We start from the raw sequence: 13,146 nt of genomic DNA on the forward strand, positions 1-13,146 counted from the left end.
ATTAGGCAATATTTACCTAAAGGGATTGATTTAAATCAGGCAGATCAGCATTATTTAAATCAAGTTGCCATGTCACTGAATACTCGTCCTAGAAAAGCGTTAGATTGGCTTACACCATTAGAGAAATTTGCTCAGCTTGTTGATTATCATAAGACTTTTCAAACTGTCGCACCTCATGTTTGAATTCGCCCAGCCTGAACAAGCAGGTCATTTTTACGCGCAGCATTATTTTTATCACAAACTTGTTGATAAATTGATAATAACTCAGGATCTGTTTGCCCTGCAGCCAGTGGATTCTGCTTAACACATTTGCTTTTTAATTTGATGGAGTTCACATTATCTGCTGCATAAGCCAGATTAATTCCACTTGGTAAATTTATACCTGTAAATAGGAGCGCTATTAAAATACCTTTCTTCAAAACATGCCTCATTTTTTATTTAAGTTTTTAATTGATAGGCTAAAAATTATTTTTAAAAAATACTTATCTATCAATCTTTATACATTAACAAAATAGATTTGCCGAATTTAACAAAAAAACTACGATTAATGTCAAGTTGAGTTACGTTTATTAAACAATCTCCATATTTCCTCTAGAAAACTGCCCACAAGCTATTTTATGTAATATACATGTATATTTTTTTACACAAACTTCACATTTTTATTGTAGAATAATAAGAGAATTCAGTCATGGCATACAAGTTATTGAAATATATAATTTTATCCATTTAAAATATTAAAAGAATATCAAATTAATATTATTTTCTAGATTTTGATATTCAAAAAATTTGCGAGTTATAAATGAGTAATTTAAAAATTCTAATTACAAAATTATCTTTTCCTGCCCGTACAGCCTTAGAAAAATCAGCAAATTTTTGTATTAAGTTACAGAACTATGAAATTGAAATTGAACATTTATTTATAGAATTATTAAATCAGGAAGTGCCCAATGATATACAGTTATTATTAGAAAAATATAACATTTCTAATGATAATCTAATCAATGATTTAAAGGAAACTATTTGTTCTTTACCGAAAGGAAATACTCGTACTCCTATTTTTGCCAAGTCAATTATCCGATTATTTGAACAGGCATGGTTAATCGCTTCAGCTGACCAAATTCCAGTTATTCGTAGTGGACACTTACTGGTAGCTCTATTAACGGCGCCTGATCTTTATCAGATTGCAACTCGAGCTTCAAGTCTGTTTGATTTACTGCCAATCGACAGTATGAAACACAAATTTCTGGAAGTATGTACATTAAGTACAGAACATAAAGTTGAGCGGTCTTGCTCTACAGAGCAGAACCATCTCCATACTCAACAAGAGACCATACCCTCTATATCACCTGCTATTAAAACGCCAGCACTCGATCAGTACACTATTAATCTGTCTGTAAAAGCCGAGACCGGTAAAATTGATCCTGTGATTGGGCGTGAACATGAAATCCGTTTAATGCTGGATATCCTATTGCGTCGTCGCCAGAATAATCCCATTCTAACTGGTGAACCGGGAGTTGGAAAAACTGCTGTAGTGGAAGGTCTGGCACTAAAAATTTCTCAAGGACTGGTTCCAGAGGCGCTACGTAATGTACAGCTTCATGTTCTTGATATGGGGTTATTGCAAGCAGGAGCAAGTGTTAAGGGAGAATTTGAAAACCGGTTAAAACAGGTTATTCAGGAAGTACGAGCCTCACCCCATCCTATTATTTTATTTATTGATGAAGCACATACCCTTATCGGTGCAGGTGGCCAAGCTGGGCAAAATGATGCAGCGAACCTCTTAAAACCGGCTTTAGCCCGAGGAGAGTTACGTACAATTGCAGCTACGACCTGGGCCGAATATAAACAGTATTTTGAAAAGGACGCAGCACTAAGCCGCCGTTTTCAGGTCGTAAAGGTAGAAGAGCCCAGTGAAGAAGTAGCAATTGATATGCTGCGCGCCATGATTCCCGTTATGCAGGCTCACTTTAACCTGCAAATTGATGATCAGGCAATTATTACTGCGGTACAGGCATCTCATCGTTATATTAGTGGTCGGCAGCTCCCTGATAAAGCTATTAGTGTGCTAGATACTGCTGCGGCACGGGTGGCTCTTACACATAATGCTCAGCCAGTGAAACTAGATCAGCTAAAGGCTCAACTGCACAATTTGACACTGGAACAACAGATTCTGCAAAATGAACATCGCCAGATCCCTATACACCGTGAACGCCTAGATGAGCTTGAACAGTGTTTGGTAAGACTGCAACAGGAAATTCAGGAGACAGAAGACCAGTGGCAAGCAGAGCTGAAACTGGTCAAAAATATTCAAAGGCTTAAACAACAGGATACTGATGAACAGGCTGCTGTTCAAAATGAGATTACCAGATTACGTGCAGATTTAAACGCATTGCAGGGACAACAGCCTCTGGTCTTTGAACGTGTTAACGCCCAGATAATTAATGAAATTATTTCTGACTGGACCGGTATACCAGTTGGCAATATGATCAATGACGAAATCAAGCAGATTTTGACCTTAGAAAACAAACTTGCGCAGCGTGTTATGGGGCAAAGTTGTGCACTTGAGCAGCTGGTACAAGGAATTAAAACTTCAAAAGCTAAACTTGAAGATCCCAATAAACCTCAGGGTGTATTTCTGCTTATCGGTCCAAGTGGTGTAGGAAAAACTGAAACTGCCTTAGCTCTTGCTCACGAACTCTATGGTGGTGAACAGCATCTAATTACTATTAATATGTCAGAATATCAAGAAGCCCACACCGTCTCTTCTCTCAAAGGTGCTCCTCCGGGATATGTCGGATATGGTCAGGGTGGAGTTCTAACTGAAGCAGTGCGTCGTAATCCTTATAGTGTGATCCTACTTGATGAAATTGAAAAAGCGCATAGTGATGTGCAGGAATTGTTTTATCAGGTCTTCGACAAAGGCACACTAGAAGATGGTGAAGGCCGTGTAATCGATTTTAAAAATACTATTATTTTACTGACTTCAAATATAGGATCTAGTGCCATTATGCAGGCCTGTCTGAGTCAGGAAGTCCAGCAATGGCCAAGTACCGAAGAGCTGGTCGAATATTTAAAACCAAGCCTGTATAAACAGTTTAAGCCTGCATTTATTGGACGTATGCGCATCGTGCCCTATTTCCCACTGCATGATGATTTACTGGTTCAGATCATTGAACACAAGCTGAATAAAGTTACTGCCCGCATCGAGAAACAGTATGCAACTGTGGTGCAATATTCAAATGATCTGATTGAGTTACTGCTTAGCCGGTGCACCGAAGTCGATAGTGGAGCGCGTAATGTAGATAACATTTTGAATTCTAGCATATTACCGGCTCTGGCTACCCATTTATTAATAGCGTTAGCGGAGCATCAACTTCCTAAAAAAATTACAATCGATGTTGAAAATGATGAAATTATTTATCGATTTGATCCGATTGAGAAAGTAAAAAAGAAACGTACAGTAAAGAAAACCAAGATAGAAGCTTAAAAAATTAAGAGTCACGTATTATATGAGTATCAATATCTCAAATTTTCTTGAGCCCATTAGTGAAGATAAATCTTGTGGAGAGGATTTTTCCTTTTCTAATGATTTTCACGAAATCAAGAAGGCAAAAACTCAAGATGACTTTTTGCTGGATCAGGGTGACTGGATTACCGAACGCAAGCAAGCAGACTGGGACTTTGTATCCAATAAATGTAGTGATCTTTTACAAAGCAAAAGTAAGGATATTCGTCTATTAACTTGGATTAATGAAGCTTGGGCGTATCTTTTTGGTTTCGAAGGTATTTCGAAAGGGCTGGAATTAAGCCACCGCATGCTTGAGCAATATTGGCAGTCCATACATCCTGAAATTGAAGATAATGATCTGGACCAGCGTATCGGTTTATTACAGGGTCTTCTTAACCAGTTAATACCTTTAATTAAAAAAGTTCCGCTGGTCAATACTGCACCATTTTACACTCTGCTGGACTATGAAAATTTTTTATATCATCAGAATATTCGTCGCAAGCAGGTAGATGAAGATTACTCTACAGAGCATGCTGCTGAACTGGAACAGTTCGAACAGGCACTTTTTAATACCTCCAAAAGCTTTCAATACCAGAATTATCAGCATTTTAGTGAGATTTTACTGCAATGGAACATAATCAAACAGGTATTAGATAATTTGATGGGGCTAGATGCTCCAAGTTTTGCTGCAATTGACTCAAGTTTGGCTGATATTCATGCAACATTAAGAAAAATCTATAAAGCAGAAGCTTTCGGTAGCATCATGACCCATTCTGTACCAGATACAGTCACTGAATCTGTCCCCTTGACTCCTCATATGATTATATCTGAGGAGCCAGCTGTGTTGCAGAACTCACTGGCCTTTCAGCCTCAGATTCAATCTCACATAGCAAACCGTGAGCAGGCTATGCGGGTTTTACAGGATATTGCTGATTATTTTCAAGCTAATGAACCGCACAGTCCTGTCAGCTATATGCTGCAAAAAACAATTAAATGGAGCCAGATGCCATTACATGAGTGGCTGGCACAAGTGATTAAAGATGACCAGCCGTTACAGATGGTAAAGGACATACTGGGTGTACAACCAAAGAATGAATATGAATAAGATTGGTAATTAATTATGTTTAAAGCAGAAAAAGTTCTTTGGGGCGAGGGTCTATTTTTACGCCCTCAGCATTTCCAGCTACAGGACTCTTATCATGAGCAACGTTTAAACCATACGATTCGTGCCACTATTCCTTTTGCGTATGGCATACAAAAATTGCAGTTTGATGAAGTTCAGCTCAGCACACATGTGCTGGCTTTAGAAAATATTGAAATGATCTGGCAAGATGGCGAGATTTACCAAGCACCAGCTCAGGATCTGTTACCTGCTCCTGTACTACTCGACGAATTAAGTCTACGTGGAGAGATGACAATTTATCTGGCTTTACCTATCTTACAGGCAAACAAGAAGAATGTTTCAGATGAACAGGCGTCACAGTCCAGCCGTTATCATGACTATTTGGTAGAAACACATGATTTGTTTACTACCGCTATGCCAGCAGATATTACTTTGTTACGGCGTCGTGCAGAATTTAAACTGCTTGAGACACATGTTCATCCGAATCAAGAATTAGAAGGTTTTTTATATTTGCCTGTTGGAAAATTAAAACGACAAAGTTCCGGTATATTTGAGTTGGACCGAAAATTTATTCCTCCAATTCTACAGGTTGAGGCCTCAGAAACCTTAAATTCTAATTTAAGACGAACTCTAAATATAATTAAAGCCAAGATTAAAACCATTCAGAACAATAATCGTGAAAACGAGCAGAAACTCATTGAATTCCGTTCGGGTGATATTATTTCATTCTGGCTGGTAAATGCACTAAATACTGCACATGCAGGATTAAACCACTTATTGCAGAACCCACAGGTTCATCCTGAGCGGCTCTTTTTTGAATTATTACGGCTGACAGGCTCATTGCTGACTTTTTCTACTGCTTATGAAGTTGAACATTTACCACAATATAAACACCATCAGCTACAGGAAAGTTTCCAGCAGCTCGATGTTATTTTAAGAGATTTACTCGATACCATTATTTCTAATCGTTACATTAGTATTGCCCTCAAGGAAATTCGCCCATCTTATTGGCTGGGTAGCCTAGAATCAGACAAAATTAATCGTGACACACGACTCTATATTGCTGTATCAAGCAGCATGATGCAGACACATGAGTTGATTCAAATTGTTCCTTTACGATTTAAAGTAGGTAGTACTGTTGATGTAGAACAGCGCGTGGTTGCAGCCTTACCGGCTATTCCACTGCATCATCTTGTACAGGTCCCGACTGCAATTCCAGTACGCTCAGGGGTAAGTTATTTTGAAATTGAAGCTCATCATGAATTATATCAGCGCATGATTGAGTCTGAAGCAATCTGTATTTATGTTCCTGCTGGCTTTCAAGACATCAGTATTGAACTGATTGCTGTTGTAAACGCTTAGAGAGGCTGGCTATGACACAACATCCTATGGGGGCACCTTCACTTTTTGATGATGGTAAAATTGGCACAGGTATACCAAGTTCCAGTCAGCCACAGAGTAAAGTCCAGACTATTAACCTGATTGATTTAATGCATGACGGTTTTTACATTGTATTTCTAATTCGAAATCAATACTTACCTGGGGATCCGGCTGAGTTCCGTCAGAAAATTCTGGACCTGCTTAACCGCTTTGAACAGCAGGCCAAAAAACTGCATTTTTCTGCTGATGACATTCAAGATGCGAAATATGCTTTTTGCGCACTGATTGATGAAACTATTGTAACCCAGCAGGATCCTGCGTATTTTAATCTGCAAAATGCATGGTTAATTAGCCCCTTACAGCTGAGCTTATTTGGTTCTCAGCTAGCTGGTTACCGTTTTTTTGAAATACTGGAAGAACTGCGCAGACGTGGTAAAGACCGCCTTGCGGCTCTGGAAGTTTTTCATTATTGCCTATTACTGGGGTTTCAGGGTAAATACCGGATTGAATCCATTGAGAGTCTCAATCATCTGGTAGCCAGGGTGGGTGACGAAATCGATTATCTCAAAGGAAAAAAGGCAGCTTTTTCACCTTTCTCGGCTATTCCAGACCAGATCAGGCATATTATTCACCGCGAACTCCCATTTTTCTGGATTCTGTTTTTTCTGCTGCTTTTTGCACTGTTAACCTTTGCCGGTTTACGTTTTATGCTGTCCAAACAAAATCAGCAGGCTTTGTTGCCCTATCAGAATGTGATTTCAGCACCTGCAGAAGAAGCTCATATTACTATCCATTTACCTTAGTAGATTAAAATGATTCAAGAGAAACCGACCTCCTTACGAATCTTGCAGCCATCCAAGAAAAATTCTCTATCACCTGCTCTATATATTCTGATCGGATTTATTTTAGGTATTTTATTCAGTGGTATAGCCATGCTCTTTTTATTTAGAGACTCTTCTGCACCCGCAGTAGTGGAATCTTCTGAAAAGGCTTTTACCCAGAGTAACTCTTCTTTAGCAGCGCATACTGCCCATGCAGAATCCGCGCCAACTTTGTTAGTTACACAAGAGCAGATTCAGGCTACTGAAGAAGAACTAGCCTCAGCTAATGATAATGATAATGATAATGATAATGATTTTATACAGCCTAAAGAGAGTGAACTCAGCAAGCTATTTACTCCCCCTCCGGTTACTCCAACTGCTACTCCACCGCGAGTTTCACCTTTTGAACATAAAGCTGCTGAGGTGAAAAATCTTCATACAATTCCTAAAACCGCACCTCATCTGGAAACTAAAAAAAGAGAAACTGCTCCTGCTAATGCAAAAATTGAAGCTAAATCGGAAATCATACCTGTTAAGGAAAATGAACCTGAGCTACCTAAAGCGTCGTTACAAATTAAAGTAACTCAAAAACCATTTTCCTTAGATGAATCCTAACTAGTATGATTTTTCTAATTTTCTTCTGTTTTATTTGCCTAGCAGTCGGACTGGGCTTTTTAATGTCTTATGAACTACGGGCACAAGGTTCACAGTTTATTAAAATGCTTTTACCGCAAGGCAGAAAAAAACTTTTAAGCGTTCAACAGTTCGCCCATCATATGCACCATGCTGCTGCACCAGACAAATTACAGTCACACTGGTACTTGCAACAATGGTGGATACTTTTTGCAGGTTTTTTACTTTTTTCCAGTATTTTAATTTTTGCCTTTACCCGACCTGTCAGTTCGACACGGATAGAAGCGGATTATTTAAAAGAAGTTGATCCACAGATTTATGCTTTGCTCAATGGTGAAATACTGAGTTCTCCCCCTGAAGTTGATGAAACATTAATTCAGGAAGCTATTATAGAAGCCTCTCAACTAGAACAAGCCTATATGGCACAGAACATTAACTCTGTCAGTGCTGCTAATATAGAAAATCCAGCTGATCATCATCATGGATTATTGGATACCACGATGGTTAATCGTAAATGGGAGAAAATGAATCCGCGTTATAAGCAGCGCTTGCTGATGGTTTTTAAAATCATGAAAGAGCAGCACAATTATGAATTGGTTCTGCTGGAAGGTTACCGTAGCCCATCAAGACAGAATTTACTTGCTGGAAATCCGAACACAACACGCGCTAAAGGCTACCAAAGCTATCATCAGTTTGGTCTAGCCGCAGATGTAGCGTTCAAACGTAATGGTAAAGTAGTTATTTCCGAACGTGACCCCTGGGCAATGCGAGGTTATCAGATTTATGGAGAGGTTGCGGAATCTGTAGGGCTTACCTGGGGAGGTCGCTGGAAGTCCATTCAGGATTATGGCCATACAGAATACCGGATGCCAGGGCTGAAGAAAACACGTGAGATGGCTGAGAAATTAATTGCTGAAGCCCAAGTTAATATCAGTACAGACGGTTAATGATTTTATAAATAAGAAGAGGAAAAAATATATCATCCTCTTCTATAAATCTGTCTTATCTATACAGAATACTGTTTTGGTGTTTTTTGTAAAGTTACCCAGTGAACCGGAGTAAACTCTTCAATTACCTACTGGTCATTAAAGCGTCCCTATCCTGAATTTTTTCTCCACCAAATGGTGCAATGGTCTGATCATCTACTGAAGTATCATTGATATGAGTCATACCTGCTTCTATACCTAAAGCAAACTTCCAGCCTAGCTCATAATCTTGAGTGCATACAGCACTCGATAACCCATTTTCTGTATAATTTGCCAGAAACAGTGCATGAGTTTCGTCTTGAGCTTTGAGTACTGGAAGTATCGAACCAAAGCTTTCTTCCTTGGCAAGTACAGACTCAGGATCAGTTTCAGTAAAAATATACGGAGATATAATATTACCCTGAATCTCCCCTTTTAAAGCCAGTTTTGCACCTTGGGATATACCATTATCCATCAGGTGCGATATTTTCAACCTGTTTACCGTTGATGATTGGCCCAATTAAGGTGCTCTCTTGAGCAGGATTACCATAGGGTAAGGATTGTACTTTTTATCAGTTTTTCTAGGAATTCGTTGTGACTTTTTTCATTCACAATTACCCATAACCATACTAGTTTTTACCCTCATTTAAATTCATTATTCCATGTAATTTTCAAGTTTAAGACAAATTAAAGCTTGTATTCCTGTTGACCAATATGATGATAACAGCGATTGAAATATATCAAGCCATGACAACTCTCTTTATTCTCATTCATTTTAATGGCCTCAACCTCACAGTAAAAAATTGTATGTGTCCCAACATCATTCATTTGTCTGATCCGGCAGTCGAAACTGACCAGCGCATCTGAAAGAACTGGGGACCCAGTCAGCAGTGTAGTCCATTCTCCATGGGTAAAGCGTTCGTCCATAGGTATTCTGGAAGCAAAAGCTTGAGAAATCTGCTGATGATGTGCGCCCAGCACATTGACCGATAAAATTCCATTATCCTTAAAATGGCAGTGAGAACTTGATGAACGATTCATGCAGACCAAAAGTGTGGGAGGCGTGTCAGTTACGCTACACACAGCCGATGCGGTAAAACCGAACCGTCCTGTTTCCCCTGCTGTGGTAATTACATTGACTGCGCCCGTCAGCAATGACATGCCATTACGAAAATCTGTTGTTTCTACCATGACTGTCTCCTTTGTCATCAGATATCCAGTACCAGGCGAGCCGACTTAGAACGCGAGCAGCACACCAGAATCTGTTCATTACTTGCCTTTTCTTCATCGGTAAAATAAACATCCCGATGATCCGGCTCTCCTTCAATTACATCACACATACAGGTACCGCATACACCCTGCTCACAGGACATTTCTATTTCAATACCTTCTCTGGCTAAGGCCTGTAAAATGGTTTCTTCGGCATTGACCAGAACAATTTTACCGCTACGCTGAGCCATAACTTCAAACACTTCACCGCTGGTGTCAGTATCAACCTGAAAGTATTCTTTATGGATCTGCTGCTCTGGGAAATTCTGGGTTTGTGCCAGATTAATCACCCAGTCCATAAACCCGGACGGACCACAGGTATAAATATGGCTCTGTCGATCAAGATCCTTTATAGCTGACTGAAAAAATTCGCGGTGACTGGCACCTTCAGATTTGAAATGAAACCGGGTAAATGCAGCCAGTTCACCATTTCGAATTTCATTTACGAAAGCACAGCGTTCGGGGCTGCTGCCACAGTAATGCAGTTCAAACGATGCGCCTTGATGCAGCAATTCATAAGCCATGGTAATAAGAGGCGTAATGCCAATTCCCCCACCAATCAACACAGTATGTTTAGCCTGTACCAACGGAAATAAATTACGTGGTTCACTGACCTGAATCTGCATGCCGTTTTGAATATCGTCAAATGCCGAGACCGAGCCACCACGTGATGCCGGCTCTTTCAATATACCCAAGCGAAAAACACCCTGCTTTGCCGGGTCCTGACACAGTGAATATTGACGGATCATCCCATTAGGCAGGTGTACATCAATATGTGCGCCTGCTTCCACTTTAGGTAAAGGCTGGGCGGTTGCTGATTCAAATTCCATGACTGCAATATCACCGCCTTCGATATGCCGATGTTTCACGACTACATCATAAAGTGCTGTCATTCCAAACTCCTTTTACTTCATCAGCCGCAGGGCTATCGCATAAATAATCCACCATTAATGTCCCAGGTAGCACCTGTGACAAAATGGGCATTCGGGCTGGCCAGCAAGGCACAGGTTTCAGCAATAAACTCCATACTGCCGAGTGCCTTGACCGGAATATTCTGGATGAACTGCTCTATCTTTTCATCCGGCACTACGCTATGCACAATGGGTGATTCCATCGGTCCAGGCGCTACCGCATTTACGGTCACGCCTTTGGCCGCGAACTCCTTGGCGAAAATTTTAGTCAGCGTTACGATTGCCCCCTTACTTGCCGCATAATGTGCGCCTGTAGCCGTCCCCCCATTTTGACCCGCCAGTGAAGCCATATTGATAATCCGGCCATAGCCCTGTTCAGCCATGTATTTGCCAATAATTTGACAAGCCTGGAAAGTCCCGCGCTGGTTTACCTGGGTGATCCAGTCAAAATCTGCAGCAGAAATCTCCAGTACAGGAGTAGCTTTGGTTACAGTGGCATTATTAATCAAGACATCAAGCTGGTTAAATTGCTGTCTGATGCACTCAACTGCTTTATGAAAATCTGTTTCTACAGAGATATCCAGTTTCAGGGGAAAGATATTTTCTGGAAAGCGGCTATTTTTTTTTGCATTTTCAGCTTTTTCCAGTGTGCTAGCAGAAAGAATAACCTGATGGCCCTGCCCGGCAAAATGCTCCGCAATTACATTGCCAAGGCCGGAAGCAGCACCTGTCACTAAAACCACTTGTTTCATCTATATGCTCCTACAGGATATAGCTAATACCAGCCAAGGTATCAGTTGAGTTGACCAAGCTGATAATCTTTCGATGAATACGAAAGCTGTTATCCTGATCGCGCATCAGATGATAGGTTACATCTGCCGTATAGTGACGCAGGTTTTCTTTACGGAACTCACGCAGATTTTGGGCACAGCGCAGGACAATCTGGTCATCCTGCTCGTCAATAATCCGTATCCGCGAGATACTGCGCACCGTATTGGCTTTAGGTGAAGTTGAAATGGCTTCACCATTAATCAGACGCTGAACACGTAATGTACGCATATGATGATCGTCATAGGCATAGTTCAGGTTATTTTCATAATCAGTCAATGCCGGATCAATCGGGATAATATATCTACCTTCTTCATCCCAGAGAGCAAGCCATTGCTGGTATTCAGCATGATCCAGCATATCTGCCTCAGTCCAGATAAAAGCAGTGACTTCATTTAACAGGTTTAAATTGATTTTCATTGCTCTCTCCTTAAGCCGTCATCATCTTTTTCCACTGCTGATAGGCACCGCGCATACCTGTCTCAGCACTGACATCGCTTTTTAAACCATCCTCAGTTTTAACTTCACTTGGCAAGCCGCGGTTTAACATGATCCATAAATCATTTCCGGCACTGGCTCCATGCTGTACACGTTCCCAGGCTTCTGCATCATCAGGTGTACCAAATCCAAATGGTCCCTGAAAATGTTCATGCAACCGCAAGCGATACTGGTTGGCAATCTGTGGGCCGCCATCCATGGTAATAACCGAATGATGAATCTCAGTTTCCTTGACTGAAACTGGCTGTAAAACGCGGAAAAATGCCATAGAGCAGGCAATGTTAGGGAACAGGTTCAGGTTAAAACCCGAGCCTCCTACTGCACGGACAATACGTCGCACTTGTAGTTCTTCATGCCCTTCATTGCGCAGGGCCTGTGCCAATTCTTCAAAACGTTCCTGAATCGGACGTTCCATCAGGTCTTCTTCAAGGTCAACCAGCTCAGGTATCATGACCATAACACTGTGGCCATTGCCTAAATCTTCTACAAAACCTGGCTGATTTTCAAAATTAAATAACTCTTCAGTTTTATCATCAACCGAGCTTAAGAATGACTTGTGCACCAATGGAAAATGATAGGCATCAGTTGTATTTTCCAGCTGTATTTTCCAGTTACCCGGAAAGCGGAAACGATGTTCGCCTAGCACCTTGACCGGATAACCGGCACCCTGTTTCATAAACAGGTCGATCCATTTCTTGGCTGGCCCCAAGAATTCTTCCAGAGATTGAATGTCCTGCTTAAATGAGGCAAAAATCATACCGTTATATTCTTCAACGCGCAGGCTGATCAGAGGGAATTCAGATTTATCCAGACATTCGCCATAACTCTCTGGTGAGGGCACACCACGCAGGCTGCCATCCAAGGCATAGCTCCAGCCATGATAAGGACAGACAAAACTATTGGTTTTGCCCTTTTTATGTTCACACACGGTAGCGGCACGATGACGGCAACGGTTTAATAAAACGTGAACTTTCTTTTTACGGTCCCGTACAGCCACGACTGGCTGCTTACCAATATTAATCGTTTTATAACTGCCCGCCTCAGGAATTTCGCTGGCATGGGCTACCCAGACCCAGGTGCTATAAAAAATTTTTTCCATTTCATCTTCAAAGATTTTTTCATCTTTATACAAAGAAGTATGGACACGGTCATGCTGGACCAGTTCATTATAATCGGTATCAATGTTATGCATCGGAATAATACTATTCAT

Annotated in this window: 12 protein-coding genes and 2 pseudogenes; 7 read left to right on the forward strand and 7 right to left on the reverse strand. The window is 40.8% G+C overall.

Annotation, left to right across the window (positions count from 1 at the left end; all coding sequences use genetic code 11):
- Window positions 1–183: pseudogene (locus tag N518_RS0110825) on the forward strand (IS30 family transposase); the annotation flags it as partial.
- 8 nt (window positions 184–191) lie between these two features.
- Here N518_RS0110825 and N518_RS0110830 read toward each other — a convergent pair.
- Window positions 192–419: pseudogene (locus N518_RS0110830) on the reverse strand (hypothetical protein); the annotation flags it as partial.
- Between the two features lie 380 nt (window positions 420–799).
- On the opposite strand from N518_RS0110830, the gene tssH reads away from it, so the two are divergent.
- The 6 genes from tssH to N518_RS0110860 are packed head-to-tail and all read left to right on the forward strand — an operon-like array spanning window position 800 to window position 8,412.
- On the forward strand, window positions 800–3,487 hold the full coding sequence (gene tssH, locus N518_RS0110835; protein WP_005025176.1) for a type VI secretion system ATPase TssH: 2,688 nt from the start codon (window positions 800–802) through the stop codon (window positions 3,485–3,487).
- 22 nt (window positions 3,488–3,509) lie between these two features.
- The gene (tssA, locus tag N518_RS0110840; RefSeq protein ID WP_005025173.1) at window positions 3,510–4,613 is read left to right on the forward strand and encodes a type VI secretion system protein TssA; all 1,104 of its coding nucleotides are present in this window, start codon (window positions 3,510–3,512) and stop codon (window positions 4,611–4,613) included.
- Window positions 4,614–4,628: 15 nt separating this feature from the next.
- Complete coding sequence (tssK, locus tag N518_RS0110845; protein WP_005025171.1) at window positions 4,629–5,993, forward strand: type VI secretion system baseplate subunit TssK; 1,365 nt, start codon at window positions 4,629–4,631, stop codon at window positions 5,991–5,993.
- Window positions 5,994–6,004: 11 nt separating this feature from the next.
- Entirely contained in the window at window positions 6,005–6,814 is an 810-nt protein-coding gene (gene icmH, locus N518_RS0110850) for a type IVB secretion system protein IcmH/DotU (protein ID WP_017400909.1), read from the forward strand.
- 9 nt (window positions 6,815–6,823) lie between these two features.
- Window positions 6,824–7,447, forward strand: coding sequence for a DUF4064 domain-containing protein (locus tag N518_RS0110855; protein ID WP_005025167.1), 624 nt, complete (start codon window positions 6,824–6,826; stop codon window positions 7,445–7,447).
- A gap of 5 nt (window positions 7,448–7,452) precedes the next feature.
- The gene (locus tag N518_RS0110860; RefSeq protein WP_017400908.1) at window positions 7,453–8,412 is read left to right on the forward strand and encodes a M15 family metallopeptidase; all 960 of its coding nucleotides are present in this window, start codon (window positions 7,453–7,455) and stop codon (window positions 8,410–8,412) included.
- 124 nt (window positions 8,413–8,536) lie between these two features.
- Here N518_RS0110860 and N518_RS0110865 read toward each other — a convergent pair whose 3' ends face one another.
- From N518_RS0110865 to N518_RS0110890, 6 genes are all read right to left on the reverse strand, one after another.
- Window positions 8,537–8,923: an aldehyde dehydrogenase family protein gene (locus tag N518_RS0110865; RefSeq protein WP_080592096.1), complete on the reverse strand. Its 387-nt coding sequence runs from the start codon at window positions 8,921–8,923 to the stop codon at window positions 8,537–8,539.
- Between the two features lie 194 nt (window positions 8,924–9,117).
- Window positions 9,118–9,621 carry a flavin reductase gene (locus N518_RS0110870; protein WP_005015221.1) on the reverse strand — a complete coding sequence of 168 codons (504 nt, stop codon included), beginning with the start codon at window positions 9,619–9,621 and terminating at the stop codon, window positions 9,118–9,120.
- 17 nt (window positions 9,622–9,638) lie between these two features.
- Window positions 9,639–10,592: a PDR/VanB family oxidoreductase gene (locus N518_RS0110875; protein ID WP_017400907.1), complete on the reverse strand. Its 954-nt coding sequence runs from the start codon at window positions 10,590–10,592 to the stop codon at window positions 9,639–9,641.
- A gap of 32 nt (window positions 10,593–10,624) precedes the next feature.
- A complete protein-coding gene (locus N518_RS0110880; RefSeq protein ID WP_017400906.1) occupies window positions 10,625–11,362 on the reverse strand; it encodes an SDR family NAD(P)-dependent oxidoreductase in 738 nt (245 codons plus the stop codon).
- 10 nt (window positions 11,363–11,372) lie between these two features.
- A complete protein-coding gene (locus tag N518_RS0110885) occupies window positions 11,373–11,858 on the reverse strand; it encodes an aromatic-ring-hydroxylating dioxygenase subunit beta (RefSeq protein ID WP_017400905.1) in 486 nt (161 codons plus the stop codon).
- Between the two features lie 10 nt (window positions 11,859–11,868).
- Complete coding sequence (locus N518_RS0110890) at window positions 11,869–13,146, reverse strand: aromatic ring-hydroxylating oxygenase subunit alpha (RefSeq protein WP_017400904.1); 1,278 nt, start codon at window positions 13,144–13,146, stop codon at window positions 11,869–11,871.

It is taken from the genome of Acinetobacter sp. UNC436CL71CviS28 (assembly GCF_000620525.1).
GTDB classification, from domain to species: domain Bacteria; phylum Pseudomonadota; class Gammaproteobacteria; order Pseudomonadales; family Moraxellaceae; genus Acinetobacter; species Acinetobacter radioresistens.